Source organism: Phaeobacter sp. JH20_02 (assembly GCF_048056915.1).
Lineage (GTDB): Bacteria > Pseudomonadota > Alphaproteobacteria > Rhodobacterales > Rhodobacteraceae > Phaeobacter > Phaeobacter bryozoorum.
In genome coordinates, this window is the sequence record NZ_JAYMVP010000017.1 from 155,965 (window position 1) to 173,896 (window position 17,932).

A 17,932-nucleotide genomic window follows, 5' to 3' on the forward strand; every position below is an offset into this window, starting at 1 on the left:
TCCGGAATCGAGCAAGACAACGACAGGCAGAGACCACCGTGACCATCATAAGCGACGGAAAAATAGTATCTATTTCTGATGGAGCGCAGTCAGAGGCACAAACGGAAAACGGGTATCGGTCCGCTCAACCCCGGCTATCCGGTTGTTGCTTTTCTACCGCGATTGCACAGTGGCTTTGCGATGGCGCACGCACGACGTTGCAGGTGACCGGCTGCCACCGACTGTATCGGCGTGCTCTGACCCTGCTTGCCGCCACCGCTCTGGCCGCCTGCACCGCCGATTCAGGTCTCTCGCTGGTGGGGGCCAAGACTGAGCCGCAGCCCGGTGATATCACCCGGATGAGCTTTGCCAGTGACACCATTCATCTGGTGCCACCAGCCGGCTTCTGCATCGATCCCCGCATGACGGGCCATCGCGCCGAAGGTGGGTTTGCCATCGTCGTTCCCTGTTCCAGTCTGCGTCCAGGCCCCGCCAGTCGCAACCGCGCCTTGATCACCGTCGCTGTCGGACCCGCTGGCCCAGCGGATGCGGCATTGACCAGCGCTGATCTGTTAAAGACAGCACCCGGCGCCCGGCTGGTCGCTGAGCGCAACGACATGATGCTGCCGCTGGTCAAGCTGAACATGCCGGACCACCGCGCTCGTGGCGCCAGCCCCGTGCACTGGCGCGGCGCCTTCGTGCTGAACGACCAACTGGTGGCCGTTGCGCTCTACGCGCCCAGCGGCAGCCGCAACCTTGGTCGACGCGGCGCACAATTGCTGAACGAACTGACCGCAAAAACGCTCGAAGCATCGGTGACTGCCGATCTTGATCCCGCTACCGATGGTATCTCCCGGTGATATCCACGCCAGACCGGCGGGCGCGATGACACGGCGGCGGGAGCTGCCAAGCACCAACCATCCAAACGGATTTCCGCTTCCGAGTTTGTCAGCGGTCACCGCTTTGGCTAGGGTCGAAGAAAACAATGAAACGCTGCTGCTTTGCCGCATCGCCGAAAAGCATGACTCGCAGGACAGGATATTGAGCCAATGGGCAGGACAATAGAAAAACTGCTGTTCGCGCGCGTTCTCAGGCGTTGGCGTCGGCTGGCACAGCAGGCGTCGAAAATGCCCCTCAGCCGTCTGAGGGAACAACGCAATCGCGCCCGAACCCTGCGCCTGCATCTGGACCGGCTCATTCACATCGCCGAAGGTCGGCTGGCGCTGCCGCAGGTGGGCTCGAACGCTTTTCCCCGCCCTCACGGCACCGACTGGGGCTGGCGGCCCGAACTGTGGCGTGGCCCGCTGCCGGTTCCCGGTGCCTCGGCCGTCGCCAGCAAAACACGGCTCGGCGGAGAGGTGGAGCTGTTTCACGACTGCACCGTTTCCGAACTCACCCTGCGCCAGCTGCGCAACAACCGCGAGGAAGACCTCGCCCCTTATGGTGTGCGTCTGGATGTGTTCGGGTTTGACGGCTCGTTCCTGTCACTGGTCATCGAGTTGCCGCAGGACGTCACCGCAGGGCTGAACCGTGACCATCTGCTGCGGGTGGACTGCACGCTTGAGACGGAAAAACCGATCGAGATCTTTGCCCGGCTCAATATCAAACACGGCCCGAATACTGAACAGATGGTGCGGGAACTGCCGATGGGCGACAAGCGCACCCATGTGGAATACGACCTAGCCTATGCTGAGTTGAACGAAAAACGGGTCGAGCGGCTTTGGCTGGAGCTGATCTTTGAAGCCCCGGAAATGAACCAGGTGACCCTGCGCGATGTCACTCTGTCGCGTAGTCGCCGCGCCAGCCTGTAACCCACATTCGAAAGGCCGGACATGAGCCAACTGACATTGACCAAAATTCGTTTTCGCGAGGGGCTCTGGGAAGGCCGGATCACGGGGTCCGGTCACAGCGCCTCCGCCCCGCTGATTGAGGTCCGGCACCTGGATCGCCCGGTTCGCGATGTTGCCCTGACCGAAAGCGACACCGCAGGCGAATGGTCGCTGACAATCCCGATCCCAACCGAAGCGATCGCCGACGGCGTGCAGAGTTTTGTGATCTACGACCTCAAGAGCGATGTCAAACTCGGCGATTTCACCCTGATCTGCGGTGAACTCACGGGCGATGACCTGCGAGTCGAGGTCGAGCTTTTGCGCGCCGAACTGGACATGCTGAAACGCGCCTTTCGCCGCCACTGCGTCGAAACGCAATAACCGCGTCACGCCGGGCTGGGCTAACTTATCGTCTCTAACACGAGCCCCGTTGCCTGCAGCCAACAGCGCGACTGCTTTAATACGCGTCTCAGCTGCGCGACGTCGTCAGCGCCAGGAACACGTCTTCCAGATCCGCCTCCTCGGTCTTCACATCGCGGATGGAGATCCCTGCGGCGCGCACCGCTGAGAGCACCTCCTCGGCGCTGGTTGCGTTGCCATGATAGCGCAGGATCACTGCCCCATCGCCGCGCAACTCCGATGTGATCCCCTTACCGGCTGGCAGTTCCGTCACCGCCGCCGCCGGATGCACCACCATCGCCTTGGCGTCCAGACGCCCCAGCAGATTTGCGGTGGTGTCGCGGGCAACCAGCTCGCCCTGGTTGATGATTGCGATCTCATCACACATTTCCTCGGCCTCTTCGAGGTAATGGGTCGTCAGGATGATTGTCATGCCCTGCGCGTTCAGCTTGCGGATGTTCTCCCACAGCATCTGGCGCAATTCGATATCCACGCCTGCTGTCGGCTCATCCAGCACCAGAATATTCGGATGATGCACCAGCGCCTTGCCCAGCAACAGCCGCCGCTGCATTCCACCGGACAGGGTTCGCGCATAGGCATGTGCCTTGTCCTCAAGCCCGACCATACGCAGGATCTCATCGCTGCGCCGCTCGGATTTTGGCACACCATACAGCCCGGCCTGCACTTCCAAGGCGCCACGTGGACTGAAAAACGGATCAAGATTCAGTTCCTGCGGCATCACCCCGATAGCCGCCCGGGACTGACGCGGATTTTCATCCTGGTCAAAGCCCCAGATCGTGACCTTGCCTGCGGTTTTCAGAACCAACCCGGCCAGGATGTTGATCATCGTGGATTTGCCGGCACCGTTGGGACCAAGAAGACCAAACACAGAGCCACGCGGAATGCTCAAATCCACACCTTTCAGCGCGGCTTTCGCGGGTTGCCCCCTGCGGCCCTTGTAGGTTTTTTGCAAACCTTCAATACGGATTGCGTCCTCTGTCATCGCGGCTCTTGCCCCCGGTTTTCCCTTGGCTCATAAAAGCCCCTAAACGATAACCAAGAGGACCGCCAGAGATGACCATCGAAGCGCCGGAAACCAAGATCGTGGACAGCTACCGCGTCGCCTGCGACGGCAGCGAAGGTGCGCTGGGACATCCGCGGGTCTACCTGCAAATCCCCGAAGCCGAAGGCTATGTCGAATGCCCCTATTGCGACTGCAAGTTTGTCCATAAGGATGCAGCACAGAACCAGGCGTAACCGCCTGAAAAAAATCACAAGATTGGAAACGCCGCCGGAACGGGCGGCGTTTTGCGTTTAAGCCAACACCTGCGCCAGCTCGTGAAAAGTGCGACGAGGTTGAGGCGAATTTTAGTGATCAAGACGGCGTCGATCCGGTCGCGGTAGCGGATTCTTTACGATGATGATGCACAGGATAGAAGGTATATCTGCTGCTACCGGAGACTGTGATGTACAGCGTCGTTCAATGCATTACGCAAGAACACAGCCTCGGCCTTGTGACCGTGGCTGCGCTTGTCTGCGTCATCGGTTCCTGTCTTTCCGTCCTGATGACACAGCGGCTCGGTCAGACCGTCGGTAATCGCAAAATCGTCCAGCTGGTGCTGACCAGCCTGATCAGCGGCGGCACCGTCTGGACCACCCATTTCATCGCCATGCTTGCTTTTGATCCCGGATATGTCCACGGATATGATCCGCTGATCACGGCACTGTCCCTGGGTGCAGCCGTTGTCGGTATGCTGATGTCAAACGGTGTCTACGCCATTGCACATTCGACCAATCACCGCGTTGCGGCCAGCGGCGCGATGTTTGGCCTCAGCGTCTCGACCATGCATTATCTCGGGATGAGCGGCTATCTACTGCCAGGAGAGATCGTCTGGCAGACCACACCGCTCATATCCTCCATTCTGCTGGGCACGGTGTTCGGAATGGCGACCTATCAGTATCTCACCCGGTTCAACACCGGACGGCATTGGCTTGTTGCCGTCGCCCTGATGACGCTGACGATCTGTACGATGCACTTCACCGGCATGTCGGCCATCACCGTACAGCTCAGCCCACTGTATTCCGTCCCGCCCGAGGTGATCTCGGATGCGACACTTGGCCTGTTTGTTCTGGGTACGATGACGATCATCCTGGTGATCGGCTTTGCGGCGCTCAGCATCGAAACAAACGTCGAAAGCGAGGCCCGCGACCAGCTGCAGCACGCCGCCCTGCACGATCCCCTGACCGGACTGCCCAACCGGATGTCCCTGACGCGCAAGATGGCCAGTCTGACCGACTTGCTGGCGCGCGACGAGACCGAACGCGTTGCCGTGCTGACCCTTGATCTCAATCTGTTTAAGGAAATCAACGATCTTTATGGTCACGCAGCCGGGGATGCTGTTCTGATGACCGTGGCCGACCGGCTGAATAGCGTTCTGGAGAAAGATGAATATATCGCGCGCGTCGGCGGCGACGAATTTGTCGCTCTAAAGCAAGGGTTTCGCCGGGTCGATCAGGTCATGGCCTTTGCCGAGCGGCTGCACGCCTTGACCGTCGAGCCGGTGGATTTTGACAACACATCGGCGATCGTCGGTGTCGCCATCGGTGTTGCCACCAGCCTGGAAGACGGCCGCGACTTGCGCGATCTGCTGCACAAGTCGGATGTGGCCATGTATCGTGCCAAATCGGACGCAGACCGGCACATATGCCTTTTCAATGCGCAGATGGAAAAACACAACCGCGACCGTCTGGAACTGGTCAACGATCTGCGGCAGGCCTGCATCGCGGGCAATCAGTTCGAACTGGCCTATCAGCTGCAGAACGATCTGCGCTCTCTCGCTCCCATCGGGTTCGAGGTTCTCCTGCGCTGGAACCACCCGGAAAAAGGCCGCATTCCCCCCGACACCTTCATTCCCATCGCCGAGGAAACCGGGCTGATCCGCGAAATCGGCCTTTGGGTTCTGCGCACGGCCTGCCGAGAGGCAAGTGGTTGGCCCGAGCATTTCAACATCGCGGTCAACGTGGCGCCACAGCAGCTGATGCAGCCCTCTTTCGTCGAACATGTCTCCGACATCCTGCTGGAAACCGGCCTTGCTGCTGAACGTCTGGAACTGGAAATCACCGAGGCCAGCATTATCGACGATCAGGTCCATACCCTGAAGGTCATGCAACAGCTGAAAAACATGGGCCTGCGGATCGCCATGGATGATTTTGGCACCGGCTACTCGTCGCTCGCGATGCTGCAAACCTTCCCCTTTGACAAGATCAAGATCGACCGCAGCTTCGTACAGGACGTACACAAAAACGATCAACGGGCGGCAATTGTCCGATCCACCCTGCTCCTGGGCGCTGCGCTCAATATCCCGGTCCTGGCCGAGGGTGTCGAGGTAGAGGATGAATTGCAGTTCCTGCGCACCGAGAAATGCGCCTCCGTACAGGGGTTTTACTTTGGCCGACCAATGGCACGGGACGAAATGCGCCTGATCGTCGAGGCGAACAAACAGGCAAAAACAGCCTGACGCCAGCCGACATCACAAAGGCCGAGAATGGGCAATTGCTCTCCCTCCGCTGATCACCGATAACGGGGGCCAACGCGCAACACCCGGAGCATCGGCCATGACCACCGCATCTTTTGGCAAGGGCTGCCATCTGCACCTGATCGACGGATCGGCATTCATTTTCCGCGCATACCACGCGCTGCCGCCCCTCACCCGCAAGTCCGACGGCCTGCCAATCGGGGCGGTTGCCGGTTTCTGCAACATGCTTCAGCGCTATGTTGAGGGCAATGGTGGTCCCGATGCACCAACCCATGTTGCGGTGATCTTTGACAAGGGGTCGCATACCTTCCGCAACGATCTCTATGATCAATACAAAGCCAACCGCGAGGCCATGCCCGAGGATCTGCGGCCGCAGATTCCATTGACCCGCACCGCGACCGAAGCCTTCAACATCGCCTGCAAGGAACAGGAGGGGTTCGAGGCCGATGACATCATCGCCACCCTCGCCTGCCAGGCCCGCGACGCCGGTGGCCGCGTGACCATCATCTCCTCCGACAAGGATCTGATGCAGCTCGTCGGTGGCGGTGTTGAAATGCTGGATGCCATGAAAAACAGGCGGATCGACAGCGATGGCGTTGTCGAGAAATTCGGGGTTGGCCCGGACCGTGTAGTGGACGTGCAGGCGCTGGCGGGCGACTCGGTCGACAATGTGCCCGGCGCACCCGGTATCGGGATCAAGACCGCCGCACTGCTGATCAACGAATACGGCTCCCTGGAAGAGCTGCTGGACCGCGCCGAAGAAATCAAACAACCCAAGCGCCGACAGACCCTGATCGAAAATCGCGAGCAGATCGAACTGTCCAAAAGACTGGTTCAGCTGGACAGCAACATGACGCTGGATTTCACTCTGGATGACCTAGAGGTGCGCGATCCGGACGCCGATCACCTGCTGGCCTTCCTCGCCGAAATGGAATTCCGCACCCTGTCCAAACGCATCGCGGACCAGCTTGGTAAGGAGCCACCCACAATCACGGACGCCCCGGCCAAAGATACCGCGGCAACGGACGCTCCGACCGTAACCGACCTGCCGTTTGACAGCGCGTCATATGAATGCATCCGCGATGCCGAGGCGTTAAAGAGGTGGATTGCCCGGATCCGCGAACGCGGCTGGGTCGCTGTTGATACGGAAACCACCGGCTTTGATGAAATGGTGGTGGATCTGGTTGGCATTTCACTCTGCGTGGAGCCGGGGACCGCCTGCTATATCCCGCTCACCCATAAATCCGGCAATAGCGACGATCTGTTTGGCTCGGACGAGCTGGCGGAGGGGCAGATGCCTTTGCAGGAGGCGCTCGATCTGCTGAAACTGGTGCTTGAGGACGACAGCATCCTCAAGATCGGCCAGAACATGAAATATGACGCCAAGATCTTTGCCCGCCGTGGCATTGATGTGGCGCCGATCGACGATACCATGCTGATGTCTTATGCCATGCACGCAGGTCAGCACGGGCACGGTATGGACACGCTGTCAGAGCGTTACCTGAACCACACGCCGATCCCGATCAAACCGCTGCTGGGCAGTGGAAAATCCGCGATCACCTTCGACCGTGTGCCCATTGGCGATGCGGTCGCCTATGCCGCGGAAGACGCCGATATCACCCTGCGCCTCTGGCAGCTGTTCAAACCGCAATTGCACCGGTCAGCGGTCACCACGGTCTATGAAACGCTGGAACGCCCGCTGGTGCCGGTGCTCGCCCGGATGGAGCGCGAAGGCATCAAGGTCGATCGTGATACGCTGTCCCGCATGTCGAACGCCTTTGCGCAGAAAATGGCCGGGCTGGAGGCGGAAATTCACCAGTTGGCAGGCCAGGAATTCAACGTCGGATCCCCCAAGCAGCTGGGGGAAATCCTGTTTGACAAACTCGGTCTGGAAGGCGGCAAAAAGGGCAAGACCGGCGCCTATGCCACCGGTGCCGATATCCTGGAGGATCTCGCGACGGAACACGCCCTGCCTGGTCTGGTGCTGGATTGGCGCCAGCTGAGCAAGCTCAAATCGACCTATACCGACGCGCTTCAGGATCACATAAATGCGGAAACCGGGCGCGTGCACACCTCCTATGTGCAGACCGGTGCCAACACTGGCCGCCTGGCCTCAACCGATCCCAACCTCCAGAATATCCCGGTCCGGTCCGAGGAAGGGCGCCGCATCCGCGAAGCCTTCGTGCCCGAGCATGGCAATGTCCTGCTGTCGCTTGACTACAGCCAGATCGAATTGCGCATCCTGGCCCATGTCGCCGGGATCGATACGCTGAAGCAGGCCTTTGCTGAAGGTCAGGACATCCATGCGCTCACCGCGTCCGAGATGTTCAACGTACCGCTGGATGAAATGACCCCCGAAATCCGCCGTCAGGCCAAAGCGATCAACTTTGGCGTGATTTACGGGATCTCCGGCTTTGGTCTGGCCCGCAACCTGCGCATCCCGCGCGCCGAGGCGCAGGGCTTCATCGATCGCTATTTCGAGCGGTTCCCCGGCATTCGCCGCTACATGGATGACACCGTCGCCTTTGCCAAGGAACACGGCCATGTCCAGACCCTGTTCGGGCGCAAGATCCATACTCCGGAAATCTCCGCCAAGGGACCACGTGCAGGTTTTGCCAAACGCGCGGCGATCAATGCACCGATACAGGGCACGGCTGCGGATGTGATCCGCCGCGCCATGATCCGTATGCCCGCCGCAATCGCCCATCTGCCCGCGCGGATGCTGCTACAGGTGCATGACGAATTGCTGTTCGAAGTGCCCGAGGCCGCTGTCGACGACACCATCGAAACCGCGCGCAGGGTGATGGAAACCGCCGCAGATCCGGCCGTGCATCTCGACGTGAAGCTGGTAGTGGACGCAGGCAAAGGGCGGAACTGGGCCGAAGCTCACTAGCTTTGGCCGAGGCTTGATGCCAAAGATCCGGGCCGCTTTCAAAACCTGACCGAAGCGGATCGGATCGGACGCCCGCCTCGCATTTCAGCGGCACGCCATGCCTTAGGCATGGCGCCCGGCCCAACGGGAAGAATAGCATCCATGATGCTGTGATGACGGGCGGGAGCGCTTGCTCGGTCAGGACATCGTCGGAGGGGCTTCGCTCAGCGATCCTGCCGGGGAGAGGAAACCGTACACTTGGTACCCTTGCTGGCTTCCTGCGGCGGCTTCACCATCCATGCCACCAGGCGGCGTACGGCGGGTGCAACAACCAGCACCACGCCAAAGGCCACCGGCCAGCCAAAACTCCAGGCAGCCATCCACAGTCCCGGCGCTTCGGAACTCAGGCCCACCGCCTTCAGCGTGGCCACCCCGGTGACGATACAGGACATGATACCCGACAGGATCAGACCAAATAGGATGGGGGCAAAACGCGCAGGCAGCATGGAGGTCTCCAGATCACGACTTACTGCCTTATGCCCCGCGCTCAGTCACATTTCAATTCACGAATATGTATTCCTGTCCCGCTGGACGTTTGGCCGCAGAGGCCGCAGCCTCCCTCCACACCTGCCAAGCCTCAGGGTCCGCCAGCCCCCCTCACAGGGTTCGGCCCGCTCTCACCCCATCCAGGCCAGACTGTCCTCTGTCCGCTTGGTACTGGGGGTGTATTCCGCGCTGACCCAACCACCATAGCCGCTCTCGTCGATGGCCGCGAACAGCTGCTCGAAATCGACCGGCCCGGTTCCCGGTTCGCAACGCCCCGGCGCCGCACCGATCTGTACATGGACAGCCCGGTTACCAAAGGCCTCCCAGACCTTCACCGCATCGCCGTGGATCAACTGCGCATGGTAGGCGTCGTATTGCAGTCCCACGTTCTTGCGATCCACCGCCTCCAGCACCTCTACGGCGAGATTGTAGTCATCCAGAAAATACCCCGGCTGATCACCGCTGTTCAGCGGCTCGATGGTGAACTGCTGGCCCGGCGCATAGTCGGCCGCCCATTGCAGATTGCGGATCAGCGTTTCCTTGGCGACATCCCCTTTTGCGTAGCCGGCCATGATGTGGATCATTCCGGGCCGCAACACCTCCGCATAGCGCAGCACCCGTCGAATATCGCGCTGAAAGCGATCCGACCCCATCGGCAGCGCGGCATAGCCCGGCATCCCGCCGGTATAATTTGGCGGCGGCGCATTGATCAGCAGCAGTTCCAGACCATTGGCCAGCAGGGCGCGCTGGGTTTCCTTCGCAGCCAGCTCATAGGGAAACAGGATTTCCACCGCCTCAAATCCGGCCCGCGCCGCCGCCGGAAAACGATCCAGATAGGGCAATTCGGCAAACAGCAATGAAATATTGGCCGCAAACTTCGGCATCGAAAACCTCCTTTGGAGCCACCCCCGATTGGCGGCCAAACAGACATGCTCCGGGCAAAAGTCATCAAAGGCTCGTCCCGGCCCCCGCCGGTTGCGCCATTGATCGGCCCGTTTTTGCACGCCCCCAATCTGCCCCATATCTCCGCCGATTTTGAGCGGGTTTTCACAAGAATTTTCGGTAATTTAACAATATACTCAAGCGGGTCAGCGACTTCCTGCCGCTGCCCTTTGCCACCGGCAAACCCCTGCCGACGAGCGCCGGGTCGGATGCGGCGTGGTCAGCCCTCCGGCAAATCAGCCGACGGGATCATCCCAAAAAACTCGCCGCCCGACCACAGCCCGAACCAGCCGTCCCGGTGGCATCCCAGCTCGACCAGCCGATAAAAGCTCTTGCGATCAATCAAGGCCTCCAGCCCGGCGCGCACCATCACATAGGGCGAGGGTTCGCCGGTTGCATCGTCTCTTACCACACGGATCTTATGCGCAGGCCCGGCTTCGACCCTGTCGCCGACATGTGTCTCGAACCGCAGAATCTGCGCGGCGCCGTCGCCCTCGACCTCGAAATCCACCGCAACGAAAGGCGCATCCTCGACCGTGATGCCCACTTTCTCGACCGGGGTCACCAGAAAGTATTTGCCGTCTTCCAGCTTCAGAATGGAGGAAAACAGCTTCACCAGTTCAAACCGGCCAATCGGCGTGCCAAGGTAGAACCAGGTGCCATCACGGGCGATCCGCATGTCCAGATCGCCGCAAAACGGCGGATTCCACAGATGTACCGGCGGCAACCCGCCTTTGCTCGCCGTCTTGGCAGCGGCCGCCAGCCCCTCGGCACTGGGCGGTTCTGATCCTGTTTCAGGGGATTTGCTGCCGGAAGTCACGGGATTTTGTCCGCTCATTGCTTTTGCCATTTTCTCTCAACGCGATACAGTAACACTATATATTCGCCGTGAAGGGAAAGTCATGTCCGAACCCGACGATCTGCTGGCCGAGATTGAAGCGCTTGAAGACAAGCTGACACAGGCCAGATCCTCTATCACCCGGCGCTTTATCGGTCAGGAAAGAGTGGTTGATCTCACTCTGAGCACGCTGCTGTGCGGTGGTCATGGGCTGTTAATCGGCCTGCCCGGGCTGGGCAAGACCCGGCTGGTCGAAACCCTGTCCACCGTTATGGGGCTGGCCGGCAACCGGGTGCAGTTCACCCCGGACCTGATGCCTGCCGATATTCTGGGCTCCGAGGTCCTGGACACCGCCAGCGACGGCAGCCGCGCCTTTCGCTTTGTGCCGGGGCCGGTGTTCTGCCAGCTGCTGATGGCCGATGAGATCAACCGCGCCAGCCCACGAACACAATCGGCACTGCTGCAGGCGATGCAGGAGCGTATGGTGACCGTGGCGGGCGCCGACCGACCGCTGGGGATGCCCTTCCACGTGCTGGCCACCCAGAACCCCATCGAACAGGAGGGCACCTATCCGCTGCCCGAAGCCCAGCTGGACCGTTTCCTGTTCCAGATTGATGTCCCCTATCCGACGCGGCAGACCGAACGCGATATCCTGCTGGCCACAACCGGGGTTGAGGAAGGCAGCGCCTATCAGGTCTTCACCGCCGATGAACTGATGGCCGCGCAGACCCTGCTGCGCCGGATGCCCGTCGGTGACGGCGTGGTCGAACTGATTCTCGATCTCGTGCGCGCCTTCCGCCCGGATGATCCGGCGGCCTCCGAACAGGTGCAGCAAACCGTTGCCTGGGGGCCCGGACCACGGGCCGCTCAGGCGCTGATGCTGGCGGTGCGCGCCCGCGCCCTGCTCGAGGGGCGCCTCGCTCCCAATGCCGACGACGTGCTGGATATGGCCCAGCCCGTACTCAGCCACCGGATGGCGCTGAACTTCGCCGCGCGTGCCCGTGGCGAGAACCTGAGCGCTCTTATCACAAGCACAGCCGAGGCGATGGCCCGGCCCGGTGTCGCCGCGTGACACAGCCGCGCGCCCTTCAGCCGGCCCGGCCGACCGGCAGCGCGCTCCAGCCGGCAGCGGCGGATCTGCGCCACCGCGCCGAAAGCGCCGCCAGCCGGTTTCCGCCGCTCCTGGTGCAGGCGCAACAACTGGCCGGATCTGTGCTGATTGGCGAACACGGTCGCCGCCGTGCCGGGCTGGGCGATGATTTCTGGCAATATCGCCCGGTTCAGGCCGGTGACAGCCGCCGCATGATCGACCACCGGCGCTCGGCCAAGGGCGATCAGCAATTCGTACGCGAGCGGGAATGGCAGATTGCGCAGACGGTGCATCTCTGGGTCGATCAGGGGGCGTCGATGCGCTTTGCCTCCGGCAATGCCCTACCGCAGAAAATTGACCGGGCGCGGCTATTGGGGCTGGCGACGTCGGTGATGATGCTACGTGGCGGCGAACGGGTCGGCCTGACCGGTGGGCATCTGCCACCCCGGCGCGGCAATGCCCAGATCCTGCGACTGGCCGAGTATCTGAGCAGGGACGACGCCACGGATTATGCCCCGCCGGAAGATCGCGCCATGCAACCCAACGCGCGGGTTCTGTTTCTGTCGGATTTTCTGGGACCCTTCGCGCCACTGGAACAGGCGCTGGCCAAGGCCGCGGATCGCGGCGTGCACGGCGTGCTGATGCAGGTGCTTGATCCGGCAGAGGAGGAGTTCCCCTTTGACGGGCGCACGATATTCGAAAGCATCGGCGGCGGTCTGCGGCACGAAACCCTGAAGGCAGGCGCGCTTAGGCAACGCTACCTTGATCGCTTGGCCGAACGGCGCGACGCGTTGGAACACCTCTGCCGCGTGGCAGGCTGGCGCCTCGGCACCCATCACACCGGCGACAGCGCACAGGCGGCCCTGATGTGGCTGTACCATGCCATGGAAAGATCCGGCACATGACAACGATTGCGGGCATCGGCTTCACGGCCCCCTGGTTGCTTCTGGCACTCCTGGCACTGCCGTTGCTCTGGCTGCTTCTGCGGGCAGTCCCGCCTGCCCCGCGCAAGCGCCTGTTTCCGGCGGTCACACTGCTGCTGGGGTTGCGCGACGATGACAGTCTTTCGGATCGGACCCCCTGGTGGCTGCTCTTACTGCGGCTGATGGCGGTGGCAGCGGCCATCGTTGGTCTGGCCGGGCCTGTGCTCAACCCAAGCACCGCACCCTCGGGCCGCGGCCCGCTGCTGGTGGTGCTTGATGGCAGCTGGGCCGGCGCCCCGGAATGGGAGCGCACCCGCGAGGAGATCGACCGCCTCCTGGCCGAGGCTGGACGCGCCAATCGGCCCGTAGCCGTGCTGCGGCTCACCGCACCGCAGCCCCCGCAGTTCCAAAGCGCAGTCAGCTGGCGCCGACAGCTGATTGGCGAAACGCCACAGGCCTGGCAACCCTCGCAAGACCAGCTCACGACGGCACAGGCGCAGATCGCAGCAGTTGACGGGGGCTTTGACAGCCTGTGGTTCAGTGACGGCCTGGACTATCCGGGTCGCGATGCGTTGATGGCGACGCTGCGCCAGCGCGGCGAGTTGACCGTCTATCAACATCCCACCCCAAGGCTGGCCCTGCGTCCGGTGGTCTATGTCGACGGCGCGATGGAAATCACGGTCACTCGCAACCACACCCAGATCACCCCCGGCAGTGACCAGACCGTCACCGTGCTTGCCCGTGGGCCGGATCCGGGCGGCACCATGCGGACTCTGGGCGCGGCGACGGTGGATTTTGCCGATACAGATACCGCTGCCGCCAACGGGCTTGAGGCCACCGCCCGCCTGTCCCTGCCCGCTGAGCTGCGCGCACGTATCCGGCTCTTCGAACTGCAGGGTCACCGCAGCGCAGGGGCTATATCGCTTACCGATGACGGTCTGCGCCGCCGCGAGGTGGCGCTGATCTCCAGCCAGAGCGGCAACGAAGGCCTCGCCCTGCTGTCGCCCCTGCACTATCTGCGCAAGGCGCTGGCGCCAAACGCAGACCTGCTGGAAGGCGGGCTGAACGATCTCTTGCCTGCCAACCCGGATGTGATCGTCCTGGCCGATACCGCACGTCTGCCCCCCGATCAGGAGGCAGCGGTGGTGGACTGGGTCAACGAAGGCGGATTGCTCCTGCGGTTTGCCGGTCCCCGGCTGGCCGCCAGCGATACCGCCCGCACCGACGAAGAGCCGCTGCTGCCGGTGCGCCTGCGGATCGGAGGCCGCAGCATTGGCGGCGCCATGAGCTGGGGCGAGCCCAAGACGCTGGCCACCTTTGCCGAAGGCTCTCCTTTCTTCGGGCTGACCATCCCCGAGGACGTCACCGTCAGTTCACAGGTGGTCGCACAACCCGATCCCAGCCTTGCGGAGCGGGTGATTGCGGAACTCTCCGATGGGACGCCGCTGGTGACACGCAAACCGCTCGGCAATGGTCAGATCGTGCTCTTCCATGTCACCGCCAATGCGGAATGGAGCACCTTGCCGCTCTCGGGCCTATTTGTGCAGATGATGGAGCGGCTGGCGGTTTCCTCCGGTGCCAAACCGGCCGAGGCTACGGATCTGGAGGGCACCACATGGGCGCCGCTTCAGGTGCTCGATGGCTTTGGTGACCTTTCGGATGCCGATGCCCTGCCCGGTGTCGCAGGGCCTGATCTGATTGCCGCCCTGACCGGCCCCGGCCTGCAACCCGGCCTGTACCAGAACGGGGATCGGCGGATTGCCCGCAATGTCATGCGGGCCGAGGATCAGCTGACGCCAATTGGCTGGCCCGTCGGGCTGCCAATCCTTGGCTATGGTGGCACGCCGGAGCGCCCGCTTGGCGGCATCCTGATCAGCCTCTCCCTGCTGTTGCTGGCGCTCGACGTAATCGCCGCGCTGCTGCTGTCGGGATTACTGATGCGTCGGACACGACCGACCGCACCCAAGGCGCAAAACCTCGCATCGGCCCTGGTCCTCGCCACCTGTATCTGGGCCACCGGCTCCGGCAGCGACCTGCGCAGCCACGCCCAGGGCAACGCCTTGGTGATCGAGCAAACCGACAGCGCGGCCCGGTCCGACGCATCCGATCCCGCAGCAGACGCCCTCGCCGCAGACCGCGCGGCCGAGCTGACGCTGGCCCATGTGCTGACCGGCAACCCGCAGATTGACCAGCTGGCGCGCGACGGCTTGCAAGGGCTGTCCAACACATTGCGGTTCCGCACATCGGTTGAACCCTCTCCCCCCGCCGGCGTTGATCTGGAGCGCGACGAGCTGGCGTTCTACCCGCTGCTCTACTGGCCGGTGACCGCCAATCAGCCGCTGCCCTCGGGTGCGGCCTACGACCGGCTCAACACCTATCTGCGCACCGGCGGGATGATCCTCTTTGACACCCGCGACGCCGACCTGACCCGCGCCGGAGCCAGCAGCCCGGCAGGGCGGCGCCTGCAACAACTGGCCCTGCGGCTGGACGTGCCGCCACTCGAACCGCTGCCCGCAGACCATGTGCTGACCCGCGCCTTCTATCTGCTACAGGATTTCCCCGGACGCCACAGCCGCGGCACGCTCTGGGTCGAAGCCGCGCCCGCCGATGCCCAGCAGGTGGAAGGCATCCCCTTCCGCAACCTCAATGATGGTGTCACACCGGTTGTCATCGGCGGCAACGACTGGGCCTCCGCCTGGGCCGTGGATGACAACGGCCGCCCTCTGCTGCCAGTGGGGCGCGGCTATACCGGCGAGCGTCAGCGCGAATTGGCCTACCGCTTTGGGGTCAATCTGGTCATGCATGTACTCACTGGCAACTACAAATCCGATCAGGTGCATGTCCCCGCCCTGCTCGATCGGCTGGGGCAATGACATGAGGCTGGACAGATGACACAGACCATCCTCTTTGACCCACTGGTCCCCTGGCCGCTGATCGGCCTGCTTGCGGCGCTGTCGGTTGCGGTGCTGGCTCTGGCGGTCTGGAAACGCCTTGCGGGATGGCCGATGCGTGCGCTCGCCGCTCTGGTGCTGATCGCGGCCCTCAGCGGCCCGGTGTACCAGATCGAAGACCGCGCCGCGCTCAGTGACATCGTTCTGGTGCTTGAGGATAAGACCGCCAGCCAGGCCCTGTCCGACCGCCCCGACCAGACAGGGGCCGCCCGTGCCGCATTGGAGACCGCCCTCAGTCAGCGCCCGAACACCGAGGTTCGCTGGATTGCCGTCGACAGCGTCCCGCCGCGTGATGGCAGCAGCGACAACAGTGGCACCCTGCTGATGGGCGCACTGGCCGAGGCGCTTGCCAATGTGCCGCGCGGTCGGGTTGCCGGGATGATCGCGCTCAGCGATGGCCAGGTCCATGACATTGCGCAGACCCCGGCCCTGCCTGCCCCGCTGCATCTGCTGCTGACCGGTCGCCCCAGCGATTGGGACCGGCGGCTGATCGTCAAGAACGCCCCCAGCTTTGCCATTATCGGTGAACCCGTGACCCTGACCCTCAGGATCGAGGATCAGGGCGAGGCCCCCGCAACCGGCAATCTGGCAGAGCTGGCGATTTCCATCGGCGGCGCCGAACCGCAGCGCTTCAACCTGCCTGTCGGTGTCGATTTCGACCTGCCACTGACCCTGCCACATGGGGGGCGCAACGTGATCCAGTTCACCGTCCCCACCGCCGAGGGCGAGCTGACCGATCGCAACAACGCCGCGCTGGTCCAGATCAACGGGGTGCGCGATCGGTTGCGCGTGCTGCTGGTCTCGGGCGAGCCGCATCCGGGCGGGCGCACCTGGCGCAATCTGCTGAAATCCGACAGCGCGGTGGATCTGGTGCATTTCACCATTCTGCGCCCACCGGAAAAACAGGACGGGGTACCGGTCGATGAGCTGTCGCTGATTGCCTTTCCAACGCGGGAGCTGTTTCTGGAAAAGATCAATGATTTCGATCTGATCATCTTTGATCGCTACAAACGGCGCGGCATCCTGCCGGCGATCTACCTCGACAATGTGGCCGATTATGTTGAACGCGGCGGCGCGGTTCTGGTGGCGGCGGGGCCGGATTTTGCCAGCGCCGACAGCATCTATCGTTCTCCGCTGGCCAGCATCCTGCCTGCCAGCCCCTCGGCGCGGGTGCTGGAGCGCGCCTATCGCCCGGAAATCACCGATCTGGGCCAGCGCCACCCGGTTACCGCCGATCTCACCGGCGCCTCCGACTGGGGCCGCTGGCTGCGGCAGATCGAAGTCGACGTCCCCCAGGGCAATGTCCTGATGAGCGGCCTGGATGACCGCCCGCTGCTGGTTCTGAACCGGGTCGGCGAGGGGCGCGTGGCGCTGCTGGCCTCCGATCATGCCTGGCTCTGGAGCCGGGGATACGAAGGCGGCGGCCCGCAGCTTGAGCTGCTGCGGCGCCTTGCCCATTGGATGATGAAAGAGCCCGAGCTGGAAGAGGACGTCCTGTCAGCCGAGGCAACCGGGCAGCGTATGCGCATCCAGCGCCGCAGCCTGGGCGAAGATGTCGGCGATGTCACTGTCACAAACCCCGATGGCAGCACAGTCACCGTCACGATGACGCAAACGGCGCCCGGCCGCTGGGAAGGCCGCTACGAGGGGCCGGAACCCGGTCTTTACCGACTGGAAGAAGGCAGCCAGTCCACCGTCATCGGCCTCGGCCCTGCGGCGCCGCGTGAATTTGAACAGACCATTGCCACCGGCGATATCATGGCCGCCGCCGTGGCCCAGACCCGTGGCGGCGTGCGCGCGCTGCACGACGGTATCCCGAGCCTGCGCGATGTGCGCGAGGGACGCGTTGCCGCTGGACGTGGCTGGATCGGACTGACCCCGCGCGACGCCTATCGCACCGTCTCGGTCAACCAGACGCCGCTGCTTCCCGCTTGGCTGGTGCTGCTGCTGGCCAGCGCGGCGATTCTCGCAGGCTGGCTGCGCGAAGGGCGGCGGTGACCATCAGCCTTTGCGGGGTGCCGGATCTG

The 17,932-nt window shown here is 62.8% G+C and carries 14 protein-coding genes; 10 read left to right on the top strand and 4 right to left on the bottom strand.

Annotated features, from left to right (window positions below; genetic code table 11):
• Nucleotides 1-203 precede the first annotated feature (203 nt).
• From VWY34_RS04990 to VWY34_RS05000, 3 genes are all read left to right on the top strand, one after another.
• A complete protein-coding gene (locus VWY34_RS04990) occupies nt 204-839 on the top strand; it encodes a hypothetical protein (protein WP_416544567.1) in 636 nt (211 codons plus the stop codon).
• A gap of 189 nt (nt 840-1,028) precedes the next feature.
• The gene (locus VWY34_RS04995) at nt 1,029-1,790 is read left to right on the top strand and encodes a DUF6478 family protein (protein ID WP_340546417.1); all 762 of its coding nucleotides are present in this window, start codon (nt 1,029-1,031) and stop codon (nt 1,788-1,790) included.
• Nucleotides 1,791-1,811: 21 nt separating this feature from the next.
• On the top strand, nt 1,812-2,189 hold the full coding sequence (locus VWY34_RS05000; protein WP_416534559.1) for a hypothetical protein: 378 nt from the start codon (nt 1,812-1,814) through the stop codon (nt 2,187-2,189).
• 88 nt (nt 2,190-2,277) lie between these two features.
• On the opposite strand, the gene VWY34_RS05005 is transcribed toward VWY34_RS05000, so the two are convergent.
• Nucleotides 2,278-3,210, bottom strand: a complete 933-nt coding sequence (locus VWY34_RS05005) for an ABC transporter ATP-binding protein (protein WP_340546415.1) — start codon at nt 3,208-3,210, stop codon at nt 2,278-2,280.
• Nucleotides 3,211-3,281: 71 nt separating this feature from the next.
• Here VWY34_RS05005 and VWY34_RS05010 point away from each other — a divergent pair, with 71 nt between their 5' ends.
• The 3 genes from VWY34_RS05010 (at nt 3,282) to polA (ending at nt 8,636) form a co-directional block, all read left to right on the top strand.
• A complete protein-coding gene (locus VWY34_RS05010) occupies nt 3,282-3,464 on the top strand; it encodes a zinc-finger domain-containing protein (RefSeq protein ID WP_416534561.1) in 183 nt (60 codons plus the stop codon).
• Between the two features lie 209 nt (nt 3,465-3,673).
• On the top strand, nt 3,674-5,725 hold the full coding sequence (locus tag VWY34_RS05015; RefSeq protein ID WP_340546413.1) for an EAL domain-containing protein: 2,052 nt from the start codon (nt 3,674-3,676) through the stop codon (nt 5,723-5,725).
• Nucleotides 5,726-5,822: 97 nt separating this feature from the next.
• Nucleotides 5,823-8,636, top strand: coding sequence for a DNA polymerase I (gene polA, locus VWY34_RS05020; protein ID WP_416544554.1), 2,814 nt, complete (start codon nt 5,823-5,825; stop codon nt 8,634-8,636).
• 203 nt (nt 8,637-8,839) lie between these two features.
• Here polA and VWY34_RS05025 read toward each other — a convergent pair whose 3' ends face one another.
• From VWY34_RS05025 to VWY34_RS05035, 3 genes are all read right to left on the bottom strand, one after another.
• Nucleotides 8,840-9,121, bottom strand: coding sequence for a DUF2798 domain-containing protein (locus tag VWY34_RS05025; RefSeq protein ID WP_416544555.1), 282 nt, complete (start codon nt 9,119-9,121; stop codon nt 8,840-8,842).
• Between the two features lie 171 nt (nt 9,122-9,292).
• A complete protein-coding gene (locus tag VWY34_RS05030; RefSeq protein ID WP_340546410.1) occupies nt 9,293-10,045 on the bottom strand; it encodes a hydroxypyruvate isomerase family protein in 753 nt (250 codons plus the stop codon).
• Between the two features lie 278 nt (nt 10,046-10,323).
• Nucleotides 10,324-10,941 carry a DUF1285 domain-containing protein gene (locus VWY34_RS05035; protein ID WP_416534564.1) on the bottom strand — a complete coding sequence of 206 codons (618 nt, stop codon included), beginning with the start codon at nt 10,939-10,941 and terminating at the stop codon, nt 10,324-10,326.
• A gap of 64 nt (nt 10,942-11,005) precedes the next feature.
• Between VWY34_RS05035 and VWY34_RS05040 the strand changes: the two genes are divergently transcribed.
• The 4 genes from VWY34_RS05040 to VWY34_RS05055 are packed head-to-tail and all read left to right on the top strand — an operon-like array spanning nt 11,006 to nt 17,903.
• Nucleotides 11,006-12,013, top strand: a complete 1,008-nt coding sequence (locus VWY34_RS05040) for an AAA family ATPase (RefSeq protein ID WP_416534565.1) — start codon at nt 11,006-11,008, stop codon at nt 12,011-12,013.
• A complete protein-coding gene (locus VWY34_RS05045) occupies nt 12,010-12,936 on the top strand; it encodes a DUF58 domain-containing protein (RefSeq protein WP_416543526.1) in 927 nt (308 codons plus the stop codon). The genes VWY34_RS05040 and VWY34_RS05045 overlap by 4 nt, the downstream gene beginning before the upstream one ends.
• A complete protein-coding gene (locus VWY34_RS05050; protein ID WP_340546407.1) occupies nt 12,933-15,827 on the top strand; it encodes a DUF4159 domain-containing protein in 2,895 nt (964 codons plus the stop codon). Before VWY34_RS05045 ends, VWY34_RS05050 begins: the two co-directional genes overlap by 4 nt.
• A gap of 15 nt (nt 15,828-15,842) precedes the next feature.
• Nucleotides 15,843-17,903, top strand: coding sequence for a hypothetical protein (locus VWY34_RS05055; protein WP_416544556.1), 2,061 nt, complete (start codon nt 15,843-15,845; stop codon nt 17,901-17,903).
• Nucleotides 17,904-17,932: the final 29 nt, after the last annotated feature.